Genomic DNA, 20,643 nt, shown 5'->3' on the forward strand with positions numbered 1-20,643 from the left:
CGGACTAGACGGCGGCGACCGCCGTCGCCGACACGGTCGCCTCGTGCACGGCGCGGTGCGCGGGCAGGATCGCCTTGCGCTCCGCGTCGACCCCGGCGCCGGTGTCGAGCAGGTTGAGGAAGTGGTCCAGCTGCGCGGCGAGCGGCTCCGCGCTGTGCTGGATCGAGGGGATCTCGATGACCGTCTGCTGGCGGTAGCCGACGCCGTCGGAGGCGGGCGAGTCGGCGACGTGCCGGTAGATGGTGATGCCCTTGCGCAGCAGGTCGATCTCGATCAGCCGGTGCAGCTCCATCACCGAGATCTCGCGGATCTTGCGCTGGCTGATCCGGCTGGCCGAGATGGTGGCAAGCGCGCCGTTGGCGAAGGACATCGTGGCGTCGGCGCTGTCCTCGGACCGGTTGGACTTGGACTGGCCGTGGAAGTAGCCGAAGGAGCCCTTCACCGAGTCCGGCTCCTGGCCGGTGAACCCGATCGCCAGGTCGACGTCGTGGATCAGCAGGTCGGTGGCGACACCGGTCTTGATCCGCGAGACGAACGGCGAGTGCCTGGTGGCGTTGACCTGCACGACCTCACCGATGAACTGCTTGGCGGTGAGCACGGCCGGGTTGAACCGCTCCAGGAACCCGCACAGCAGCGGCAGACCGCGCTGCTCGGACTCCGCGACCAGTTCCGCCGACTGCTCGTAGGTGGCCGCGAGCGGCTTCTCCACCAGCAACGGCTTGCCCAGCTCCAGCACCCGCTTGGCGAGCGCGTAGTGCGCCTCGGTCGCCGCCGCGATCACCACGGCGTCCACAGTGGACAGATCGTCGAAGTCCGGGGCCCACGCGACGCCGTGCTTGTCGGCGAGCACGCGGCCGGACTCCTGGCGCGGCTCGATCAGCTGCACGAGGTCGGCGCGGGCGGACTGGGCGAGCACGCGGGCGTGCAGCGAGCCCATCTGGCCGCCGCCGATGAGGGCGATCCTGGGGTTGCTCATGCTCCGAGCACCTCCCGCACCGTGCCGACGACCTTGTCGACGTCGGCTTCGGAGAGCTTGGGGTGCACCGGCAGCGACAGCGCCTGCTGGGCGACGCGCTCGGTCACCGGCACGTCGGAGGCGATCACGCCGGGGTGGTCGCGGTAGCAGTCGTAGTCGAAGACGACCTTCGGGTAGTAGATGCCGTTGCCGACACCCTTCTCCGTCAGCTTCGCGGACAGCTCGTCGCGGTCGACGGCCGCGTCCGGGCCGACCAGCACGGTGTACTGGTGCCAGACGTGGGTGCGGTCGGCCAGCACCTGGGGCAGCCGCAGGCCGGGCACGTCGGCGAGGCCCTTGGACAGCGCCTCGGCGTTGCGCTGGCGCTGCTCGGTGACCGAGGCCAGCTTCTCCAGCTGCGGGATGCCCACGGCCGCGTGCAGGTCGGTCAGCCGGTAGTTGTGACCGGCGACCTCGTACTGGTAGCGGGCGCGCATCCCCTGGTTGCGCAGCACGCGCAGCCGGTCGGCGAGCACGTCGTCGTCGGTCGTGATCACGCCGCCCTCGGCGGTGGTGATGTTCTTCGTCGCGTAGAGCGAGAAGCAGCCGAGCCCGTAGCTGCCCGCCCTGTTCCCGGCGAAGCTCGCGCCAACGGCCTGCGCGGCGTCCTCGACCAGCGCGAGGCCGTTGCTCTCGGCCAGCGGGGCGAGGCGGCTCATGTCGGCCATCTGCCCGTACAGGTGCACCGGCATCAGGACCTTGGTCCTCGGCCCGATCGCGGCGGCGACCGCGTCAGGGTCCACGCAGAAGTCGTCCTCGGAGATGTCGGCGAAGCGCGCGGTCGCGCCCGCCTCCAGGATCGCGTTCAGCGTGGCGACGAAGGTGAAGGGCGAGGTGACGACCTCGTCGCCCGGCTTCAGGTCCAGGACCTGGATCGAGGCGACCAACGCTGTGGTGCCGCTGTTCACGGCGATCGCGTGGCGCACGCCAGCGACCTCGGCAAAAGCATCCTCGAACCGCTTGACCATCGGGCCCTGGGCGATGACGCCCGAACGCAGGACCTCCATGACCAGCGGTTCCGCGTCGGCGACGTCGACGACGGTGATGGGGATCATTCACTCGTCTTTCGGCTCGGCAGGACCAACATGGCAGTCGGCCACGTTACCCATGTATCCCCGGTCACCCCGGGCCTGGTCCGCTCCCGCGTCACGACGGCCTTCGTCCCCCGTCCGAGGGGATATGGCGCACGACACGCTGCCGGGAGGAGAACGTTGCGGGCCCTTCGAGCGAATACACAGGTGATGGAGCCTTCACGTTCGCCAGGGGCGGGCACGGCGACGCGACTGTGGCAGCAGGAGCGGACCCCGCAACTGAACGCGGTGCTGACCGATGTGATCAGCACCGCGGGTATCGGCGTTTCGGGTGTGCCCGAGGTGTGGGCGCTGGGCTTCCTGGTCACCAGAACGGGCCACATGACCAAGGCGCTGCGCCGCGACGGCGCGGTCTGGCGGGAGGCCCCGGTCCCGGACATCGGCAGGATCACCGCGACGACCGCCGCCGGTGAGGAGCTCTGGGCGGCGGGCGACAACGGCAGGGTGCTGCACCACTACGGCACCGGCTGGCGGCGCGCGGACACCCCGTTCCCCGAGGACTCGCACGGCTCCTACCTGGGCATGACGGAGTTCGGCCCGGACGACGTGTGGGCGGTCGGCGACCTCTGCCGCCGCTCGGACAGCCACCGGCGCGGCATCGTCCAGCGCTGGGACGGCCGGGCGTGGAGCGAGCTGGTGCTTCCCGACATCGGCGAGCACTGGGGCCTGTCCGGGGTCGCGGGGACCTCGGCCACCAACGTCTGGGCGGTGGGCTGGGCCTTCGAGAACGACGTGGAGACGGCCGTCGTCCTGCACTTCGACGGCGACTACTGGCAGCGCTTCGCCACCCCCGCCGAGCCCGGCGTCGAGCACAGCCTCCAGGACGTGGCGATGCTCCCGGACAGCGGCGACGCGGTCGCGGTGGGCTACCGCACCGACGAGGCCGGGGTGCGCTTCCCGCTGACCATGACCTGGTCCGGCTCCGGCTGGCGGCTCACGGGGTCGCCGGGCGCCGAGGGCCAGCTCAACGCGGTCGACGGGCGGGTGTCGGTCGGCTTCGCCGAGGGCGACGACGCCTACGCCGCGCACCTGGGCTCCGGGGCGTGGCACCGGCTGCGCACGCCTCGCCCGCTCGGTCCGCGCGGCAGGCTGACGCTGAACGGAGTGCTCGCGCTGCCCGACGGCGGAGCGCTCGCGGTCGGGGTGGAACGGCTGCCGCTGCCGGCTTCGGAGACGCTGCGCCCGCTCGTGCTGCACTGCTCGCCGAGCGCGCTGCGCGAGCTGGGCTTCGGCGGCTCGTGGCCGTGGTCGGAGGGCCACCGCAGCGTGACCGGCGAATAGCACACCGGCTTCACCCGGGTGTCCCAATCGTCGGTTTTCCCGCCGATCGGAGCAGGACCGGCTGAGTTTCACCGCGAGACGGCCGGTAGCCTCCATGGGCCCGACCGGCCGCACACGCACAGGACGAGCGAGAACTGTGACTGACCCCAGTCTGAGTTCCACCAGGGGTAACGCCCGGGGGCGTTACCCCAACGAGGTGAATCGGGTCGCTTCCACCCGTGCTGGACAACCGGCGCGGCGGTACGGCGTCTTTCAGGTGGTGAGCACTGTGCCCGGGTCCGCCCCGTGGCGTGCTGCCCTCTCCTCAGCGGTCGCCGGTCCCGGCGCCGAACTTCCCAGCAGGGTTGACGGGTAGCCGCATGCTTTTTCGATCGAAGAGAGCCAACGGGAGCAACGGAGGTCCCATGACCGTGCAGGACGAGGCCGCGCCGGCCGAATCGGCAGCGCCCGCCCCGCAGCCGGCCCCGACGGGCAGGGCCGTGCTGATGACCTGGCTGCGCAGGGCGTTGCTGGTCCTCGTGCTCGCCGCGGCGGGATGGGCGCTGTACTCGCACTGGGACGGCGTGTCCAAGACCCTGGTCACGGTGCCGTGGCACTCGACCGTGCTCAGCCAGCTCGCCGTCGTGCTCGGCATCGCCGCGGGCACGCTCGGCTGGCAGACCATCGTCGACGGGCTCGGCAAGCCGATCGGCGCCCTCCGCGGCGCGCAGATCATGCTCGTCGGCTCGCTCGGCAAGTACGTCCCCGGCTCCGTGTGGGCCTATCTGCTCCAGATGGAGCTTGGCCGCCAGGCCGGACTCCCCCGCGCGCGGGTGTTCACCGCGACCCTGATCAACCTCGGCGTCGGCGTGGTGGCCTCGCTGCTGCTCGGCGTCCTGGCGCTGCCGGTGATGCTCAGCTCCACGCCCGGCCTGATGTGGCTCTACCTCGCGCTGCCGGTCGGCCTGATCGCGCTGCACCCGAAGGTGCTGACCTGGGGCGCTTCCTTCGTGCTGAAGGTGCTCAAGAAGGCACCGCTGGACCACGTCCTCCCGTGGAGCACCGTCGGCCGCTCGCTGGGCTACGCGCTGCTGTCCTACGTGCTCTTCGGCGTGCACCTGTGGCTGCTGTCGATCAGCTCCGGCCCGGTGAGCGTGCGCGTGCTGCTGCTCTGCGCGGGTGCCGTCGCCATCGGCATGACCGTCGGCCTGATCGCGTTCATCCTGCCCTCCGGCGCCGGTGTCCGTGAGCTCGTCCTCGTCTCCGCGCTCAGCACCACGATGCCCGTTGAGCAGGCCCTCGCGTTCACCCTCGTGTCCCGGCTGATGTTCACCGTGGCCGACATCGCGATGGCGGGCGGAGCAGCCGGACTCGCGCGCTGGAAGATGTCGAAGACAACGCCGGTGAATGCCTAACGCGTTTAGCCCGACAGATGGAGGGTCCGCGAAGAATTCTTCGCGGACCCTTCTTCGTTACCCTTATTCGTTGTTACCGTCAATTCATGACGGACATCGGGGGGATATCCGGAGATCCGCGCTGGCGAACCGCGTGGACCGACGTGCCCACGCGCGAGGACGTTGCCCGGCCAGGAACACTGCGCATCGACCGCGACAAGATCCCGCAAGCGATTGCTTTGATCACCCGGGTCAAAAAGCGCATGGACGACCTCTCTGAAGAAGCGAGGCACGCGCTTGTCGTCGATCCCATGGCCGAGGACCGCGTCAGCGAGTACATCGCCGAAGTGCTCACCGCCAAAGGGCTCACCGAGCCCGAATGCGCGCGCAACGCCATCATCGCCTTCCGGAGCCAACTGCAAGCGATGATCGACCGGCTCGAGGACACCCTGCGCCTCATGAGCACCACCGAGGCGGCGAACCGCCAGGCGTTCGAGGGCGGTCACCATGGCTGATCGCCGCCACTTCGCCTGGCTCGGCACCGGCCTGCTCGCGATGTCCCTCACCGGCTGCGTCACCGTCGTCGGTGCCGACACGCCCATCACGTCGACGTCGACGACCCCGCACGTCGACCGGCCACGGGTCCTGGACCTGACCCACGTCGACCCCTGCACGCTCTTCTCCGCCGCGCAGCAACGCGTCTTCGGCATCGATTCGCCCGCGCGTCCCGGCGAGAGCTCGGTCTTCGAGTCGAAGTCCTGCCGTTTTCCCAACGACAAGGCCTTCGAGAGCTTCTACCTCGTGCCGGTCCCGCACACGGGGGCCGACCGGTTCGCCGGCGGCAAGGTCAACGCCGACGTGCGAGAGACCGCCGTCAGCGGGTTCCCGTCCAGGGACCTCGTCGTCAGAACACGGCCTCCTGGTGAGGCACCGGCTTGCGACGTCGTCGTCGATGTCGCGCCCGGTCAGGTGCTCATCGTCGGGTTCAGCGAAACCCGGGGGTACGGGCCGGTGCGGGACGAGGGGTTCGCCTGCCGTCGCGCGCACGAGGCGGCCGAGGCGGCGATCAGCACGCTCATGACCACGACGTGACGAGTCCGGGGGGACGAGATGGGCGACGTGACGGGCATCAACTGGCTGGCGGTTCCGCACGAGGAGCTCCACCGGCAGATCCGATCGGGCAGGGGGGTGGCGGCGGCGCGGCTGGCGGAGGCCTTCTACCGCAAGCTCCGCGCGCAGTACGAGGACGCGGTGTTCGACCTGGCGGAGGGGTTGAAGGCGCTCGGGGCGGCGTGGGACGGGCTCGCGGCGAGTCGCGCGAGCACCAACGTCGGACGGTTCGGGCCGTGGGCGGAGCTGGCCGGGACGAACGCGTCGAGCTGCACGAACTCCACGGTCATGCAGTCCTGGCACTACACGCAGGCGCGGGACCGGATGCCGGAGCCGCAGGCCGTCACGGCGATGCCGGACAACGGCGTGATCCAGGGCATCGCGAACTTCTTCGGCATCACCACCGATCGGCAGGCCCAGGAGAAGGCCGCGCACGAGGCGCACCTGCGGGCCGCCGAGGTGATGCGGTCCTACGCGCAGAACTCGACGCAGACGGGGACCAACTTCCCGGCGTTCGCCCCGCCCCCGCAGGTCGGGATCGAGGTTCCCGGCGCTCCGACCCCCGCGCCCCGCCCGCCGGTCGGTGGCGCGGGTGGCCGGATCGACGGTGGCGGCCGTTCTGCCGAGCAGCAGCAGAGCGGTGAGGTCGCACAGCAGCACCGCGACCCGGCGCCGAGCGACCCGGGTCGCAGCGGAAACGTTGAGCATCAAGGCTTTCAGCCGACGCCGACCGAACCTGGCGCCCATCCGACGGCCCGGGGCAGCGGCGGTCACGCCGCGACCGGAGGCGGAGGCGGTCTCGCCGGGGGCGTCGCGAGCTGGGGAAGCGGTGGGAACGGAGGCTCCGGCGGTGGTTCCACGAGGGGCGGTCGGCCGGGCGGCGGGACGGGACGAGGTGGCGGAGCGGCAACGCCGTCGCCCACCGCCGCGGACGCCGGGCGGAGCGCGCCGGGCAAGCCGGGACAGTCGTTCATGCAGCCTGCTCTTGGCTCACCGCAACAGGAAGGGGAGACCGAGCACGCCAGGAAGTACTCGGTGACTGACGACCTGGTCGGCGATCTGCCCCAGGTCGCTCCTCCGGTCATCGGTGAGTAGCCGTGTTCGCGCTCTCGCCGTCCGCCTACCAGGTGTTGTGGGAACGGCTCGCGCTGCCGCCGATGCCCATCGAACTCATGGTGACGCCGCGTGGATTCGAGGAGGACGAGCGAAGGGCGGAGATCGCGAAAGCCCTGGAAGAGTTGCAGGACAAAGGTTTCCACGACGAGCTGGCCGAGGCGCTGCACCTGCTGGCGAATCCTGAGTCCACTGTGGATGGACGGATGTGGGTCGACCGCAACGTGCGGGCGCTCGCCGCGCGGGCGAGGGGCCGCGCGGTGCTGGGCGTGCTCACCGAGGACAGCTTCTCCGTGCGGTGGATCAGGCCCGGCGACCTCGCGCGCGCAGCGGTCTCCGTGCTGCCGCCGCTCGCGGCCGGTTCGGGCCAGGTCGTGAACGTGCCCAGCGAGGTGCTCGGCGCGGCCGCCCGCAGTGCTGGCACGTCGGAGTGGGCTCTGGTCGACGCGCTGTCCGCGGCCGGTGTGCCGAGTGGTGACGCGCGGCGGCTGGGGAACATGATCCGGGGCAGGTGCAACGGCGCCCAGTTCGGCGTGACGGTCGCCTCGCGCAGGGGCGACCGGGTCGTGGCCTGCTTCGACACCCCGGCCGGGCGCTACCTGATCGAGGAGCTGCGGGGGTGGACGACGGTCGTTCCCGCCGACGCGCCCCGGATCAGCCAGCGGGTCGAGCAGGTGCTGCTCAGCCGATCTCGCCGAGGAGGTAGCCGATGAACCCGGCGGTGGCCGATGCCGGGAACGCCAGTGCGGCAAGGGTTTCCAGGCGTCGGCCGAGCTCGTCGAGTTCGCGGGAGCGTTGCAGGTAGAGGCAGCCGTCGCGGTGCGGGACGTAGCCGACCTCCATGTCCGGCTCGTCGAAGTGCAGCAGGGTGAACGGCCCGTCGACGCCCGGGTGCATGCCGACCTTGTTGGGCACGACGCGAACGTCGATGTGCGGTGACTCCACGAGCGCCTGGACGTGCAGGAGCTGTTCGCGCAGCACTTCGAAGCCGCCGATGGGCCTGCGCAGCACGGACTCGTCGACGAAGAGGCTGACGCCGAGCGGGTCCTCCGCGCGGCCGATGAGGTCCTGGCGGGCGACGCCGAGCGCCAGCAGCTGGTCGCGGCGGGTCTCGTCATCACCGGCGCGCCAGTCCGCGGCGAGCGCGGCGCGGGCGTAGTCGGTGGTGCGCAGCAGCGGGTGGAAGGTGCCGGTGTCGATGCCGCAGAGCAGCGACGCCTCGGACTCCAGGCTGAGGTAGGTGCGCTGGACCTTCGGCAGGTGCCGTTGGAAGGGCTGCCAGTAGCGCGGCCGGTCCGCCTCCTTGATCAGGTCGAGCACCTGGTCACGGAGGTCGTCGGGGGCACCGTAGATGTCGAGCAGGTCGCGAACGTCCCCCGGTTTGATCTTGTTCTGCCCGCTCTCGATGCGGGAGATCACCGTGGTGGAGGACTCGATCCGGCCAGCCACGTCGGTGTGGCTGAGCCCCGCGCGTTCCCTCAGCTCCCGCAGGATCCGGCCCACCCGGCGCTTGCGTACGGTCGGCGTGTCGGTCACAACCGATCATGTTTGTTGCGCCGGGTGGGCCCGGACCAGGGCAGCCGGTGCGCTTCACCGGATCGGGTCAGTCGGCGAGCACCCTGCGGCAGGTGGCCATGAGCACGCCCTCCGCGCTCTGCGGGGTGGCCGGGCTGGTGCCGACCGGCTGCGAGGAGGCGAGCGGGACGGGCCAGCCGAAGGCCATCATGCTCGTGCCCCGTCCGCTGAACTTGGGGTTCTCGTCCCAGCCGGACTCGTAGTAGCAGGCCGGTCCCGGCCAGTGCCAGAGCACGTCGTCGGCGGGCACGTAGCCGGGGATCTCGTTGGCGTAGGCCATGACCCACAGCCTGCGGTTGGTCGCCGCCCGGGTGCCGACGTTGTAGCCGGAGAGCGCTTCGCCGCCGAGGCCGAGGATGCCGAAGTCGCTGCCGAACTTCCAGCACTGCACGGGCACGTTGTAGACCACCGGCGTGGAGCCGTCGGCCAGCTCGCGGCGCATCGACTCGCAGAAGCGGGCTCCTGGGACGTCGCCCTCCTGCACCGCGCGCAGGCGCTCCTGCTCGTAGGCGGCGTCCAAGCGCAGCAGCACGTCCGGGTTGGTGAGGTCCTCGGCCAGCGGCAGCCGCGCGGCGCGCAGGATCGCCTTGACGGGCCCGCGAACCGGAGTGAGGCCGCCGTCGCGGACGATCTTGACCGCGCCCTCGCCCACCCGAGTGCCGACGTTGACGACGTCGGCGTCGCTGCCCATGCGGTCGGGGTTGCGGTCGCCCGCCGCTCCGTTGAAGAAGAAGGCCGGGCAGCCGAGCTGCGTTTCGATGAGCTTGCCCGCCACACCCGGGAAGTCGCTGTCGAAGACGGGTTCGCTGCCCCGCGCGACCGGGTGGCAGGCGTAGCCGTAGAGGGCGAGGAACGAGGCGTTGGTGCCCTCGCGCCGGGCGAGCAGCACCGGGACCTCGTCGGGCGACCAGCCGAGGCCGACGCGGTTGACGGCGGCCCGCGCGACGCCCTCGCCGTAGGAGAGGGTGACCGGGGTCGGTGCCTTGGCGACGGTTTCCCTGACCAGTGCGACGATCCGGCGGATGAGCCAGTCCGCGTACTCGTTGACCTCGTCGAGCTGCGCGCCGGAGAGCCCGTAGATGATGTACGGATCGGGCTCCTCCGGCAGCGCGGGACCGGAGTGCGTGTGGCTGGACTGGAGCATGAACGACGCGTTGCCGGTGAGGCGCAGCTCGTTGACCACGCGAGCACGAATCCTGCGCGACATGTACGTCGGCAGGTTGAGCAGGTCCACCCGCACCGCGATGAGCGGGTCACCCGTGGTCTGGCGGATCATCACGCACTCCGCGCGCAGCGGCCGCGCGGTGGTGAAGTTCGGGTTGCCTCGGGGGTCCCAGCCGTAGCCGGCCATCCACCGGTTGCGTGCGGTGTTGGGGCCCGGCGTGATGTCGGTCCGGGTGAACGCGACGGAGAATTCGGCCATGCTGTACTCCCCCTCGGTGCGAAGTAACGATCTACAAAGCTAGTGACGGTGGCGGCTCCCAGCTAGCGCCACCCGAGCGTCACGGGAGTCGTTGCCAGGCCCCGAAGGACGCGTCGGCCCCGGGAGCGGCTTGAACGCGCTCCCACACACCGCCGTCACCGCGCTGGGCGAAGAGGCGGATGCGGCCGGAGCCGTCGAGGTGGGCCGCGAGGCCGGACTCCACCGCTCCGCCGAGGTCGGTCCACGGCGTGAATCCACCGTCCTTTGTGGACTGACGGGCCATGCTCACGCCGCCGGAGTCGTTGCGCGCGAACACGACCATCCGGCTGTCGGGCTGCGGAGTGGTGACCGCGACCGGCGTGGTCCACCCCGTGCCGCCGAGGTGCGCGATCTGCGGGGACCACCCACCGCCGGGCAGCTCGTACGCGGTGCCCAGTGCCCCGTCGACGTGCTCGCGGTTGAAGATCTGGACGCGCCCGTCGGCGTTGCTGGCCACGGCGGACGCGCCGACGCACTCGATCTGCGGGAACGCGGAGTCGAGCGCGAAGCCGACGGCTGCCGCCCGCCAGCGCAGGGTTCTGCCCCGGCCGTCGGCGAAGACGTCGATCTGGCCGTCGGGGCCGAGGAACGCGGAGATGGAGTCCTGCACGTCGGGCCCGCCGCCGAGGTTGCTCCACGCGCCGAAGGAGCCGCCCGCGCTGGTCTGCGCGGTCGCGCTCAACCCACCGGAGTTGTTGCGGGCGAACAGGTGCAGCCTGCCGTCGATGCCCCTGACCAACGTGGGCGTCGACGAGAACTCACCGCTGCCCGGCGGACGGCTGACCGTGGACCACACCCACACCGAACCGGAGCGGAAGGCCGTACGCAGCTGGCCGCTGTCGAGGTCGAGCACGGCGACCTGAGGGCGGCCGTTGGCGTTGAGCGCAGCGGAGACACGCGGCGCGTAGGAGCCCGATCCCGCGAGCACGGGAGCCGACCAACCCGAGGAATTCCCTTGCCACACAAGGAGTCCTTCGGCCGTTACAGCGAAGACGAAGCCGGGGATCGCCCAGCCGCCGTCGACCGGCCAGCGGCGGTACACGCGGCGCAGGTGCGCGTCGAAGGTCGGACCGGTCAACGGGTCGAAGTCCTGGAACCGTTGGAACGCCGTGGTTTTCGTGCCAAGGAACGGTTCGGGAACGCACTCCGGGAAGTGGTCGATGCTGTAGCAGCGGTAAGCGGAGATGTAGGCCCGCCCTCTATACGCACGCGCAGCCTTCATGGCGAAGTTCGCGGTGGCGACGTGGTCTTCGTGCTCACCGAGATCGCCGAGGTAGCGCGGGTCGGGAACCGTGTCCTGGAGCCGGATCACGGTCGGCGCGAACTGACGCATCAGCTCGGTGAGCATCGCCGTCAGCGAGTTGTGGTCGTAGCGCTGGACAGCGGTGATCGGCCCGCCGGTCGGCACGAGGGTGTCGGTGGCGAACCCGGAGCGCGACCAGAGGTTGGTCATCGGGTGGTCGTAGCGCTCGTCGAAGCCGTCCGGGATGTTCACGAACATCAGCTCGACGTGCGGAGCGGGGCGCAGGGTGTGCAGCTCGACCTGCTTGCCCGCGATCGTCACCGCGCTCCGCGTCCAGTCGTTGGCGACGCCCGCGAGCACCGCGTAGGCCGCGTGCATCCCTCGTTGCAGGTCGGCGGCGTACTGCTCGCGCGTGAGGTCGTCGGTGCCGTTGTACTCACCGGCGGTCAGGAAGACCGTGCGCGTGACGCAGCCGCGAGCGATCCCCTGCTGGATGTCGGGATTCATGAACAGCAGGTCATCGTCGGGGTGCCCGACCACCGCCAAGTGCCGTTCAGCGTTGTTGGCCGCGAGTTTGTCGGCCGCGAGCGCGAAGCTCGGTGATCCCGGTAAGCCGACGGTTCCGACCACCGCGCCGACTGCTCCGGCCGCGAGCAGAGTCCTTCGTTTGATGCACGACATTCGTCGCTCCCCCCAGACAGAAAGTGACCCCCGTCACTGCTTCGAGTGTCCTGAGTTCGCCTGATCGGTGCGGGTGACGTGGCGAAACTGTGACCAATCGGCAAGCGTCTTGACCCTGACGCCGCGTCAACCCTCGACGCTGTCCGCATGAAGCGACTGGTGGTCCTCTTCCTCGGCGCGGAGACGCTGTCCCTGCTGGGCAACTCCATCGCCGGGATGGCCCTGCCGTGGTTGCTGCTCACCCGCACCGGCGACGCCGCGGCTGCCGGGGTCGTCACCGCCGCCACCGGGATCCCGATGCTGGTCGCGGCGATCGCGGGCGGCGTGGTGATCGACCGGATCGGGCGGCGGCGGATCTCCGTCGGGGCGGATCTGGCCTCCGCGGCGTGCGTGGCGGCGCTGCCCGTGGTGGACGTGGTCTTCGGGCTCGACATCGGCTGGTTCATCGCGCTGGGCATCGCGGGCGCGATCTTCGACATCCCGGGGATGACCGCGCGCGAGACGCTGCTGCCGGACGTCGCGAAGGCGACGGGGATGACGTTGGAGCGGCTCAGCGGGCTCCGCCAGGCCATGGTCGGCACCACCCTGATCGCCGGTCCCGCGCTCGGCGCGCTCGTGCTGACCTGGCTGGACAGCGCGACCGCCCTGTGGGTCACGGCCGCGACCTCGGCCGCCGCGGCGCTGCTGACCTGGCTGCTGCCCGCGACCCTCGGCACCGCGACGCCGTCGGAGAAGCAGCACTGGACGAAGGACCTCAAGGTCGCGGCGACGGTGCTGCGGAGCGAGCCAGTGTTGATCATGTTGACGGCGCTGGCTGCGGCGAGCGTGCTGGTCATGGCGCCGTTGCAGATGCTCCTGCTGCCCGCGCACTTCATCGCCACCGGCGGCTCGGCGGGTCAGCTCGGCCCGGTGATCATGGCTTCGGCGCTCGGCATGATCGGCGGGAACCTGGTCTACGCGGCGGTCGGCGCGAGGTTGTCCAGGCGCGGCTGGCTGACCGCTTCGCTTGTCGCCTCGGTCGGCGCCATCGCCTGGCTGGCCGCGCTGCCCGGCTACTGGTGGCTCGTCGCGGCATCGGCGGTGCTCGGCGTGGTCAGCGGGCCGATGCAGCCGCTGATGGTGGTGCTCACCAGCGAACGAGTTCCGGAGGACGCGCGCGGGCGGGTGTTCGGCGTGCAGAACGCGGCGCTGCTGAGCGCGACGCCGGTGGGCACCTTCGCCGGGGGCTGGCTGATCAGCGGCTTAGGCGTGCACACCACCGGCACACTGATCACAGTGGTCTGGGCCGTGCTCGCGGTGGGCGTGCTGCTGCTCCCCGGGATGCGGAGGATGGAGGAGGTGCGTGTCGGTGCTGACCATCGGTGAGCTGGCCAAACTCGCCGGAACGACGGTGCGCGCGGTCCGGCACTACACGGCGGAGGGGCTCATCGAGGAGCCGCCGAGGGACGCCTCCGGTTACCGCCGCTACGGCACCCAGGCGCTGATCACCGTCTCGCGCATTCGCCGACTGCGCGATCTGGGCCTGTCGTTGGAGCAGATTCGCGGACTGCTCGGCGAGAAACCGCGCTCGCTCGACGAAGCTCTGTCCACTTTGGACGATGAGCTTGCCGGGCAGGAGCGACGGATCTCCGCGCAGCGCAAGCGGATCGCGGAGCTGCGCACGTCCACCGAAGACCCGGAGATCCCCGGCGAGCTGGGCGAAATGCTGCGCAGGCTCGAAGCGGCCGGGGTGGACCAACAGCTGCTGCGCCGGGAGAAGGAGGCCGTGCTGCTGGTCATCGTGACCTCGCCGGACAGCGTCGACCGGCTGACCGAGGCCTACCGCGCGCTGTGGGGCAGCCCTGGCCACCAAGCGGCGATGGTGGAGTTCTCGCGGAGCTTCCAGGCGCTGGCGGACGAGCCGGAGGACAGCCCCGAGGTCGAGCGGCTGGTGGAGAAGTTGTTGGCGGGCAATCCACAGCTCGCGGAGATGGCCCAAGGAGACCTCCAGGAGAACGCGGGGCCGATGGACGCGCTGTTCCTCGACTTCGTCGACTCGTTCGCCCCCGCACAGCGGAGGTTCATGCACGTCATCGCCGAGCGCGTGTCGCGGAAGGAGCCGAAGTGATCGCGTTCAGAGCCCTCTTCCTGTTGCTGCGAGGCAAGAAGGACGTGCCCGAAGGCGGCACGGCCGTGGGGTACTCCGGCGAGTCCACGACCGTCCTCGTCGCCCTGCTCGTGGCTTCACTGGTGGAGATCGTCGCCGTGGAGTTCCTCGTGCCGTGGGCGACCGTGCGCTGGATCTTGCTGGTGCTCAGCGTCTACGGAGTCCTCTGGCTGCTCGGCCACATCGCGTCGCTCATCACCCGCCCGCACGTCGTCAGCTCCGAAACTCTGTTGCTGCGCAACGGAACGGGCCTAGCGGTGTCCTTCCCGCTCGCCGCGGTCCGCGCGGTGCGGACCGAGCGCAAGGGCAACCACGAACGCCAGGTCGCGGTGGTCGGCGAGGTGCTGAACATCGCAGCGGGCGACACCACCACGGTCTTCGTGGAGTTCGACCCGCCACAGGAGTTCGACGGGCGCACCGTCCACGGCGTCCGCTTCCACGCGGACGACCCACGAGCTGCGGCGCGACTGGTCAGAACCAGCGCTCCAGCACCTGAGCCACCCCGTCCTCCGAGTTCGGCGCGGTGACCTCGTCGGCGGCCTCCATCGCGGAGGGGTGCGCGTTGCCCATGGCGACGCCGAGCCCCGCCCAGCCCAGCATCGCGATGTCGTTGGGCATGTCGCCGAACGCGACGACGTCGGCGGCGGTGAGGCCGAGCCGGTCGACGACGAGCTGGAGCCCGGTGGCCTTGGTGATGTCCTTGGCCACCAGTTCGATCAGCCCGGAGCCGATCGAGAAGGTCACGTCGACCGAATCGTCGAGCACGGCCTTGGCGGCGGTCGCCATCTCGTCGCTGGTCATCAACGTGTTGCGGACCAACAGCTTCACGGCTGGCTTGCCGAGCAGCTCATCGCGCGGCGCCAGGACCGACTCGTCCATCGGCCACGCGTGGACGTAGCCCTGCTCGGCGAGGAAGCACTGCTCCGAGGAGCCCTCGGCCCGCTCCACCGCGAGCGCGCTGCCCGGGATGGCCTTCAGCACCGCCTCGGCCGCGTCGCGCAGCAGGATCGGGTCGAGCGAGTGCTCGCTGAGCGCGCGGTCCTCGGCGAAGTCGTAGACCATCGAGCCGTTGTTGCAGACCCCCAGGCCGTACAGGCCGAGCTGGTCCAGGATCGGCCGGGTCCACCTCGGCGGCCGCCCCGTCGAGATGACGAACACCGCGCCCGCGTCCACGGCGCGCCGCACGACGGCCGCGGTGCGGTCGCTGACCCGCTCCAGCGGGGTGAGCAGGGTGCCGTCGGCGTCGGAGGCGATCAAGCGCGGAGTCGTCACACGCCCATCCTGCCCAATCCGGGATAGCGTGGTCGGAGTGCGCTTCGGAATCGTGATTCTCCCTGATCAGCCCTGGTCCGAGGGCGGCGACCGCTGGCGGAGGGCGGAGTCCTACGGCTTCGACCACGCGTGGACCTACGACCACCTCGCCTGGCGCTCGCTGGCCGACGGCCCGTGGTTCGACGCCATGAGCACGCTGACCGCCGCCGCGCTCAGCACCTCGCGCATCCGGCTGGGCACGCTCGTGGCCAACCCGAGCATCCGGCACCCCGTGACCTTCGCGCGGCAGCTCATGGCGCTGGACGACATCTCCGGCGGTCGCTGCACGCTCGGCGTCGGCGCGGGAGCCGCCGCGCTCGACCCGACGATCCTCGGTGAGACACCGCTGCCCCCGCGCGCGCTGGTCGACCGCTTCGGCGAGTTCCTGGAGCTGCTGGACGCGCTGCTCACCACCGACCACGTGGACTTCTCCGGCGAGTACTACAACGCCGTGGACGCCCGCACACTGCCCGGATGCGTGCAGCGACCGCGAATCCCGTTCCTGGTGGCGGCCAACGGCCCGAGGTCGTTGCGGCTCGCGGCGCGCCACGGCCAGGGCTGGGTCACCACCGGCCCGAAGTCCGACGACCTGGAGTCGTGGTGGAAGGCGGTCGCGGAGCTGATCGCGCGGCACCGGGACCTCACCGGGGAGTCCACAGTGGACAGAGCGCTCTCGCTCGACTCCGCCCCGGTCTTCTCACTGTCCAGTGTGGACAGTTTCGAGGACGCCACCGGGCGTGCGGCCGAGCTGGGCTTCACCGACGTCATCACGCACTGGCCGAGGCAGAGCGACTGGTACGCGGGCGACATCGACGTCCTGGAAGACGTGGTGACGAGCGTCATCCCGCGCTACCGCTAGCCCGGCGTAGCGTCCGGGACCATGCGGACCGGAGTGCTGGACCTCGGGCAGACACGGCTGGCGTGGACCAGCGAGGGCCGTGGCGACCCGATCGTGTTCGTCCACGGCTCCTGGGACGACCACCGCAGCTGGGACCGCGTCGCAGGCCCGATCTCCCAGCACGCCACCGTGATCCGCTACGACCGGCGCGGCCACACGGCGAGCACCGCTCCGCGCGGCCAGGGCAGCATCCTGGAGGACGTCTCCGACCTGCTCGCCGTCGTGGAGTCGGTGGCGGGCGGCCGAGCGCACCTCGTCGGGCACTCCTACGGCTCGTCGATCGTGTTGCTGGCCACGGCGACACGCCCCGAGGCCGTGCGCAGCGTCCTCGTGCACGAGCCACCCCTGTTCGCCGCGCTGTCCATCAAGGACCCCGAGGCCGACGAGCTGCGGCTGACCGCCGCGCGGCGGATGCGCGAGGCCGCTGAACTGCTCGGCTTCGGCGACGTCGAGGCGGGCACGCGGACCTTCGTCGAGCACGTCGGCTTCGGTGAGGGCAGTTGGCTGGGCCTGTTCGACGCCGAACAGCGCGCCACGATGATGGCCAACGCGGAGACCTGGCTCGACCAGTACCGCGACCCCGACCGCCTGGCCGTCGACGCGTCAGCGCTCGCGGGCCTCGGCATCCCGGTCACCGTGACCACCGGCGGAGACACGCTGCCCATCTACCGCGCGGTGGTGCAGGCGATCACCGAACTGCTCCCCGAGGCGCGGGTGCGCGTGATCCCAGGCGCTGGCCACGCCCCCCAGCTGTCCCACCCGACCGCCTTCGTCGAAGCGGTCCGCTCAGGACTCTGACTTCTCGCGGAGCACGAACCACGACAACGTCGCGGCGCTGATCAGCAGTGCGGCAGCGACACCCGCGGCGACGACGGCGCCGTTGACGAACGCGTGCCGGGCCACGTCCACCAGCTGAGCGGCCTGCTCCGGCGGGAGCTTCGGCGCGGCGGCGAGCGCGGCGCCGATCGATTCCCGTGCTCCGGCGTACACGTCCTGCGGGAGCACGGGCGCCAGCACGGCCATGCTGTTGCGGTAGACGATGGAGGTGGCCGAGCCGAGCAGCGCGATGCCGAGCGCAGCGCCGAGCTGGTAGGCCGTCTCCGACAGCGCCGACGCGGCGCCGGACTTCTCCTTGGGGGCCGCGGTCAGCACCAGGTTCGCGTTGACGGTGAACGCCAGTCCGGCGCCGCCGCCCGCGGTGAACATGACGAGGCCGACGGTCCACGCGCTGGTGTCGGGCTCGAAGCCGAGCGCGATGCACAGGCCCGCCGCGATCACCACGAGGCCGATCGAAGTGGCCTTCCTGGCCGACCAGCGGTGCGCGATGGTGCTGGACATCAGGCCGCCGGTGACCGCGCCGACCGTGCCGGGCAGGTTCAGCAGACCGGAGTTGAGCGGGCTGTAGCCCTGCACCAGCTGGAGGAACTGGGACAGGATGAACGACGCGCCCGCGAGGCCGAGCACGGCGAGCAGGGTGGACATGATGGCGCTGCTGAACTTCGGGTTTCTGAACAGCCGTATGTCCACGAGCGGGTGCGGGATCACCATCTGCCTGCGGCAGAACCAGACCAGCGCGAACACGCCGAGCGCGGCGACGGGCAGCGCGAGCGGCTGCGCCCAGCCGTAGACGGTCAGTTCCTTCACGCCGTAGACCACGGCGACGACGCCGACCAGCGAGGCGAACACGCTCGGCAGGTCCCAGGCCCCTGGCACCGGGTCCTTGGACTCCGGAAGCACCCACAGCCCGACGCCGATCAGCACGATCATCACCGGCACGTTGATCAGGAAGACCGAGCCCCACCAGAAGTGCTGCAGCAGCACGCCGCCGACCAGCGGGCCGAGCGCGGCGCCCGCCGAGGCCATCGCGCCCCAGACGGCGACGGCGAACCCGCGCTCCCTGGGGTTGGTGAAGATGTTGCGGATGATCGACAGCGTCGAGGGCATCAGCGTCGCGCCCGCGACGCCCTGCACCACGCGCGCCAGGATCAGCAGGTTCGCACTCGGGGCGAAGGCGGCGATCGCGGAGAACAGGCCGAACCCGGCCGAACCGATCAGCAGCAGCTTCTTGCGGCCGACCCGGTCGCCCAGCGTTCCCATCGTGACCAGCAGCCCGGCCAGCACGAACGCGTAGATGTCACCGATCCACAGGATCTGGGTGCTCGTCGGCTTCAGGCTCTCGGTGAGGTGCGGGATCGCGAGGCTGAGCACCGTGGTGTCCAGCGACACCAACAGGATCGCCAGTACCAGCGTGGCGAGGGCGATCCACCGGTGCCGCACGCTCACCGGGCTGGTCTCGTGGACGGAGGACAAAGCGGTCACTCGGTTTCTCCTCGCGTGACGCCACCCACCAGCAGGTCGATGACAGCGCGGGGGTTGTCGTTCCCGGGAAGCCTGCCCGCGCGGGCCGCGAGCGCGGCGGCGAAGAGCAGGCTGGCGAGCGCGTCGACCATCCAGGTCGCGGGCAGGTCGCCCCGGAAGGCTCCGGAATCCTGGCCGCGCAGGAACAGCGCGGTCAACCGCTCGTCGAGGGCGTGGAAGCCTGCCTGGAACTCGGGGGTGGTCGCGTCCAGCGGCTGGGTGGTGACGAAGCGGAACAGCTCGGCGACCGGGGTCAGCGCCACGACCACCCGTTCGAGGGCGGCCAGCGGAGCACCGGCTTCGGGCCGGGCCGCCGTCAGCGCGGTGACGGTCTCCCCGAGGCCCAGCCAGAGCAGCTGGTCGAGCAGGGCGTCGCGGTTGGGCACGACCCGGTGCAGGGTGGCCCTGCTGATCCCGGCGGCCTCGGCGACCTCGGTCATGGAGGCGCCGTGGTTGCGCACCAGCAGCGACGCGGCCGCGCGCAAAACCTGGTCCCGATCGGTCACCACGGCGGGACGCTAACACGGTTGAGACAGCGGCGTCTCAGTAATGCGGAGAACGTTCGAAACTCATGATCTTGCATCGGCGCACCGTCCACCCGCAACACCGCGGCCGAGTTCTTCAGACGTCTCTCAGACAGCGGGGCGGTGTCCGAAGTGGACACCGCCCCCGACGTGCGTGTACTCGCTCTCAGCGGATCGGCTCCAGCACGTCCTTGCCGAGGTACGGGCGCAGCGCCTCCGGCACCCTGACCGAGCCGTCGGCCTGCTGGTGGGTCTCCAGGATCGCCACGATCCACCGCGTGGTGGCCAGCGTGCCGTTCAGCGTCGCCGCGATCTGGCTCTTGCCGTCGGCGTCGCGGTAGCGCACCGACAGCCTGCGGGCCTGGAAGGTGGTGCAGTTGGAGGTCGAGGTGACCTCGCGGTAGGCCTGCTGGCTGGGCAGCCACGCCTCGCAGTCGTACTTGCGGGCCGCGCTGCTGCCGAGGTCGCCACCGGCCACGTCGATCACCCGGTAGGGCAGCTCGACCTTGGCCAGCATCTGCTCCTCCCACGCGAGCAGCCGCTTGTGCTCCTCGTGCGCGTCCTCCGGGCGGGTGTAGACGAACATCTCCACCTTGTCGAACTGGTGGACCCGGATGATGCCCCTGGTGTCCTTGCCGTAGGAGCCGGCTTCGCGGCGGAAGCAGGTCGACCAGCCCGCGTAGCGCTTGGCGCCCGCGCTCAGGTCGATGATCTCGTCCGAGTGGTAGCCCGCGAGCGGCACCTCGGAGGTGCCGACGAGGTACTGGTCGTCATCGCGCAGCCGGTAGACCTCGCTGGCGTGGGCGCCGAGGAAGCCGGTGCCCTCCATGATCTCCGGGCGCACCAGCACCGGCGGGACCATCAGCGTGAAGCCCGCGCCGATCGCCTGCTGCGCGGCCAGGTTGAGCATGGCCAGCTGCAGCTGCGCGCCGACGCCGGTGAGGAAGTAGAACCGCGAGCCGGAGACCTTGGCCCCGCGCTCCATGTCGATGGCGCCGAGGCGCTCGGCCAGTTCCAGGTGGTCCTTGGGCTCGAAGTCGAACTCGCGCTTCTCGCCGACGTGCTTGAGCACGACGTAGTCGTCCTCGCCGCCGTGCGGGGCGCCCTGCTCGACGACGTTGGAGACGCGGCGGTGCGCGGCGGTGAACTCCGCGTCGGCCTCGTGCTGCTCGGCCTCGGCGGCCTTGACCTCGGCGCTCAGTTCCTTGCCCTTGGCCAGCAGCGCGGCGCGCTCCTCGCCCTGCGCCCTGCCGACCTGCTTGCCGAACTGCTTCTGCTCGGCGCGCAAGGAGTCCGCGCGGGAGACCGTGGCGCGGCGCCGCTCATCGGCGGACAGCAGCGCGTCGACGAGGGACGGGTCCTCGCCCCTCGCGCGCTGCGAATCGCGTACGGCTTCCGGATCTTCGCGGAGCGTCTTGAGGTCGATCACACCTGGTGAGCTTAGTGGTGCGGAAAACCGGGA

At 70.7% G+C, this 20,643-nt stretch carries 20 protein-coding genes; 11 read left to right on the forward strand and 9 right to left on the reverse strand.

Annotated elements, in window-relative coordinates:
• Positions 1-4: 4 nt before the first annotated feature.
• Together ABD798_RS07570 and ABD798_RS07575 are read right to left on the reverse strand one after the other, a co-directional pair.
• Complete coding sequence (locus ABD798_RS07570; RefSeq protein ID WP_344872040.1) at positions 5-976, reverse strand: Gfo/Idh/MocA family protein; 972 nt, start codon at positions 974-976, stop codon at positions 5-7.
• Positions 973-2,070 carry a DegT/DnrJ/EryC1/StrS family aminotransferase gene (locus ABD798_RS07575; protein WP_344872042.1) on the reverse strand — a complete coding sequence of 366 codons (1,098 nt, stop codon included), beginning with the start codon at positions 2,068-2,070 and terminating at the stop codon, positions 973-975. The genes ABD798_RS07570 and ABD798_RS07575 overlap by 4 nt, the downstream gene beginning before the upstream one ends.
• A 186-nt stretch (positions 2,071-2,256) precedes the next feature.
• On the opposite strand from ABD798_RS07575, the gene ABD798_RS07580 reads away from it, so the two are divergent.
• The 6 genes from ABD798_RS07580 (at position 2,257) to ABD798_RS07605 (ending at position 7,696) form a co-directional block, all read left to right on the forward strand.
• Positions 2,257-3,387: a hypothetical protein gene (locus tag ABD798_RS07580; protein WP_344872044.1), complete on the forward strand. Its 1,131-nt coding sequence runs from the start codon at positions 2,257-2,259 to the stop codon at positions 3,385-3,387.
• A gap of 404 nt (positions 3,388-3,791) precedes the next feature.
• Positions 3,792-4,781 (forward strand): lysylphosphatidylglycerol synthase domain-containing protein, encoded by a 990-nt coding sequence (locus tag ABD798_RS07585; RefSeq protein ID WP_344872046.1) that lies wholly within the window; start codon positions 3,792-3,794, stop codon positions 4,779-4,781.
• Between the two features lie 86 nt (positions 4,782-4,867).
• A complete protein-coding gene (locus tag ABD798_RS07590) occupies positions 4,868-5,275 on the forward strand; it encodes a hypothetical protein (RefSeq protein ID WP_344872048.1) in 408 nt (135 codons plus the stop codon).
• Entirely contained in the window at positions 5,268-5,852 is a 585-nt protein-coding gene (locus ABD798_RS07595; RefSeq protein ID WP_344872050.1) for a DUF3558 domain-containing protein, read from the forward strand. The genes ABD798_RS07590 and ABD798_RS07595 overlap by 8 nt, the downstream gene beginning before the upstream one ends.
• Positions 5,853-5,870: 18 nt before the next feature.
• Positions 5,871-6,965 carry a PPE domain-containing protein gene (locus ABD798_RS07600; RefSeq protein WP_344872052.1) on the forward strand — a complete coding sequence of 365 codons (1,095 nt, stop codon included), beginning with the start codon at positions 5,871-5,873 and terminating at the stop codon, positions 6,963-6,965.
• A 2-nt stretch (positions 6,966-6,967) separates the two neighbouring features.
• Positions 6,968-7,696 carry an ESX secretion-associated protein EspG gene (locus ABD798_RS07605; protein ID WP_344872054.1) on the forward strand — a complete coding sequence of 243 codons (729 nt, stop codon included), beginning with the start codon at positions 6,968-6,970 and terminating at the stop codon, positions 7,694-7,696.
• On the opposite strand, the gene ABD798_RS07610 is transcribed toward ABD798_RS07605, so the two are convergent.
• The 3 genes from ABD798_RS07610 to ABD798_RS07620 all read right to left on the reverse strand — a co-directional run bounded on the left by ABD798_RS07610 (position 7,665) and on the right by ABD798_RS07620 (position 11,944).
• Positions 7,665-8,486 (reverse strand): helix-turn-helix domain-containing protein, encoded by an 822-nt coding sequence (locus ABD798_RS07610; RefSeq protein ID WP_344872056.1) that lies wholly within the window; start codon positions 8,484-8,486, stop codon positions 7,665-7,667. The two genes, ABD798_RS07605 and ABD798_RS07610, sit on opposite strands and share 32 nt — an antisense overlap.
• Positions 8,487-8,586: 100 nt before the next feature.
• The gene (locus tag ABD798_RS07615; protein WP_344872058.1) at positions 8,587-9,981 is read right to left on the reverse strand and encodes a hypothetical protein; all 1,395 of its coding nucleotides are present in this window, start codon (positions 9,979-9,981) and stop codon (positions 8,587-8,589) included.
• Positions 9,982-10,060: 79 nt separating this feature from the next.
• Positions 10,061-11,944 (reverse strand): DUF8189 domain-containing protein, encoded by a 1,884-nt coding sequence (locus tag ABD798_RS07620; RefSeq protein WP_344872061.1) that lies wholly within the window; start codon positions 11,942-11,944, stop codon positions 10,061-10,063.
• Between the two features lie 147 nt (positions 11,945-12,091).
• Between ABD798_RS07620 and ABD798_RS07625 the strand changes: the two genes are divergently transcribed.
• From ABD798_RS07625 to ABD798_RS07635, 3 genes are read left to right on the forward strand one after another with little or no spacing between them, the layout of a single operon-like run.
• Entirely contained in the window at positions 12,092-13,309 is a 1,218-nt protein-coding gene (locus ABD798_RS07625; RefSeq protein WP_344872063.1) for an MFS transporter, read from the forward strand.
• Positions 13,287-14,051, forward strand: coding sequence for a helix-turn-helix domain-containing protein (locus tag ABD798_RS07630; protein ID WP_344872065.1), 765 nt, complete (start codon positions 13,287-13,289; stop codon positions 14,049-14,051). The genes ABD798_RS07625 and ABD798_RS07630 overlap by 23 nt, the downstream gene beginning before the upstream one ends.
• Entirely contained in the window at positions 14,048-14,617 is a 570-nt protein-coding gene (locus ABD798_RS07635) for a hypothetical protein (RefSeq protein WP_344872067.1), read from the forward strand. The genes ABD798_RS07630 and ABD798_RS07635 overlap by 4 nt, the downstream gene beginning before the upstream one ends.
• Here the strand turns inward: ABD798_RS07635 and ABD798_RS07640 are convergent.
• The gene (locus ABD798_RS07640) at positions 14,562-15,362 is read right to left on the reverse strand and encodes a Cof-type HAD-IIB family hydrolase (protein WP_344872069.1); all 801 of its coding nucleotides are present in this window, start codon (positions 15,360-15,362) and stop codon (positions 14,562-14,564) included. The two genes, ABD798_RS07635 and ABD798_RS07640, sit on opposite strands and share 56 nt — an antisense overlap.
• Before the next feature lie 37 nt (positions 15,363-15,399).
• On the opposite strand from ABD798_RS07640, the gene ABD798_RS07645 reads away from it, so the two are divergent.
• Both ABD798_RS07645 and ABD798_RS07650 read left to right on the forward strand, forming a co-directional pair.
• On the forward strand, positions 15,400-16,260 hold the full coding sequence (locus ABD798_RS07645) for an LLM class flavin-dependent oxidoreductase (RefSeq protein ID WP_344872071.1): 861 nt from the start codon (positions 15,400-15,402) through the stop codon (positions 16,258-16,260).
• Positions 16,261-16,281: 21 nt separating this feature from the next.
• Positions 16,282-17,097: an alpha/beta fold hydrolase gene (locus ABD798_RS07650; protein WP_344872073.1), complete on the forward strand. Its 816-nt coding sequence runs from the start codon at positions 16,282-16,284 to the stop codon at positions 17,095-17,097.
• Here ABD798_RS07650 and ABD798_RS07655 read toward each other — a convergent pair.
• The 3 genes from ABD798_RS07655 to serS form a co-directional block, all read right to left on the reverse strand.
• Positions 17,086-18,618, reverse strand: coding sequence for an MFS transporter (locus tag ABD798_RS07655; RefSeq protein WP_344872076.1), 1,533 nt, complete (start codon positions 18,616-18,618; stop codon positions 17,086-17,088). The genes ABD798_RS07650 and ABD798_RS07655 overlap by 12 nt on opposite strands.
• Entirely contained in the window at positions 18,615-19,166 is a 552-nt protein-coding gene (locus ABD798_RS07660) for a TetR/AcrR family transcriptional regulator (protein WP_344872078.1), read from the reverse strand. Before ABD798_RS07660 ends, ABD798_RS07655 begins: the two co-directional genes overlap by 4 nt.
• A 181-nt stretch (positions 19,167-19,347) precedes the next feature.
• Positions 19,348-20,610, reverse strand: coding sequence for a serine--tRNA ligase (gene serS, locus ABD798_RS07665; RefSeq protein WP_344872080.1), 1,263 nt, complete (start codon positions 20,608-20,610; stop codon positions 19,348-19,350).
• Positions 20,611-20,643 lie beyond the last annotated feature (33 nt).

This window comes from Allokutzneria multivorans, assembly GCF_039537405.1.
GTDB classification, from domain to species: domain Bacteria; phylum Actinomycetota; class Actinomycetes; order Mycobacteriales; family Pseudonocardiaceae; genus Allokutzneria; species Allokutzneria multivorans.

What these genes read in the sequence shown, in the direction of transcription:
- ABD798_RS07570 (WP_344872040.1), bottom strand. Translation starts at nt 976, where the DNA reads ATGAGCAACCCCAGGATCGCCCTCATCGGCGGCGGCCAGATGGGCTCG.
- ABD798_RS07575 (WP_344872042.1), bottom strand. Translation starts at nt 2,070, where the DNA reads ATGATCCCCATCACCGTCGTCGACGTCGCCGACGCGGAACCGCTGGTC.
- ABD798_RS07580 (WP_344872044.1), top strand. Translation starts at nt 2,257, where the DNA reads ATGGAGCCTTCACGTTCGCCAGGGGCGGGCACGGCGACGCGACTGTGG.
- ABD798_RS07585 (WP_344872046.1), top strand. Translation starts at nt 3,792, where the DNA reads ATGACCGTGCAGGACGAGGCCGCGCCGGCCGAATCGGCAGCGCCCGCC.
- ABD798_RS07590 (WP_344872048.1), top strand. Translation starts at nt 4,868, where the DNA reads ATGACGGACATCGGGGGGATATCCGGAGATCCGCGCTGGCGAACCGCG.
- ABD798_RS07595 (WP_344872050.1), top strand. Translation starts at nt 5,268, where the DNA reads ATGGCTGATCGCCGCCACTTCGCCTGGCTCGGCACCGGCCTGCTCGCG.
- ABD798_RS07600 (WP_344872052.1), top strand. Translation starts at nt 5,871, where the DNA reads ATGGGCGACGTGACGGGCATCAACTGGCTGGCGGTTCCGCACGAGGAG.
- ABD798_RS07615 (WP_344872058.1), bottom strand. Translation starts at nt 9,981, where the DNA reads ATGGCCGAATTCTCCGTCGCGTTCACCCGGACCGACATCACGCCGGGC.
- ABD798_RS07620 (WP_344872061.1), bottom strand. Translation starts at nt 11,944, where the DNA reads ATGTCGTGCATCAAACGAAGGACTCTGCTCGCGGCCGGAGCAGTCGGC.
- ABD798_RS07625 (WP_344872063.1), top strand. Translation starts at nt 12,092, where the DNA reads ATGAAGCGACTGGTGGTCCTCTTCCTCGGCGCGGAGACGCTGTCCCTG.
- ABD798_RS07650 (WP_344872073.1), top strand. Translation starts at nt 16,282, where the DNA reads ATGCGGACCGGAGTGCTGGACCTCGGGCAGACACGGCTGGCGTGGACC.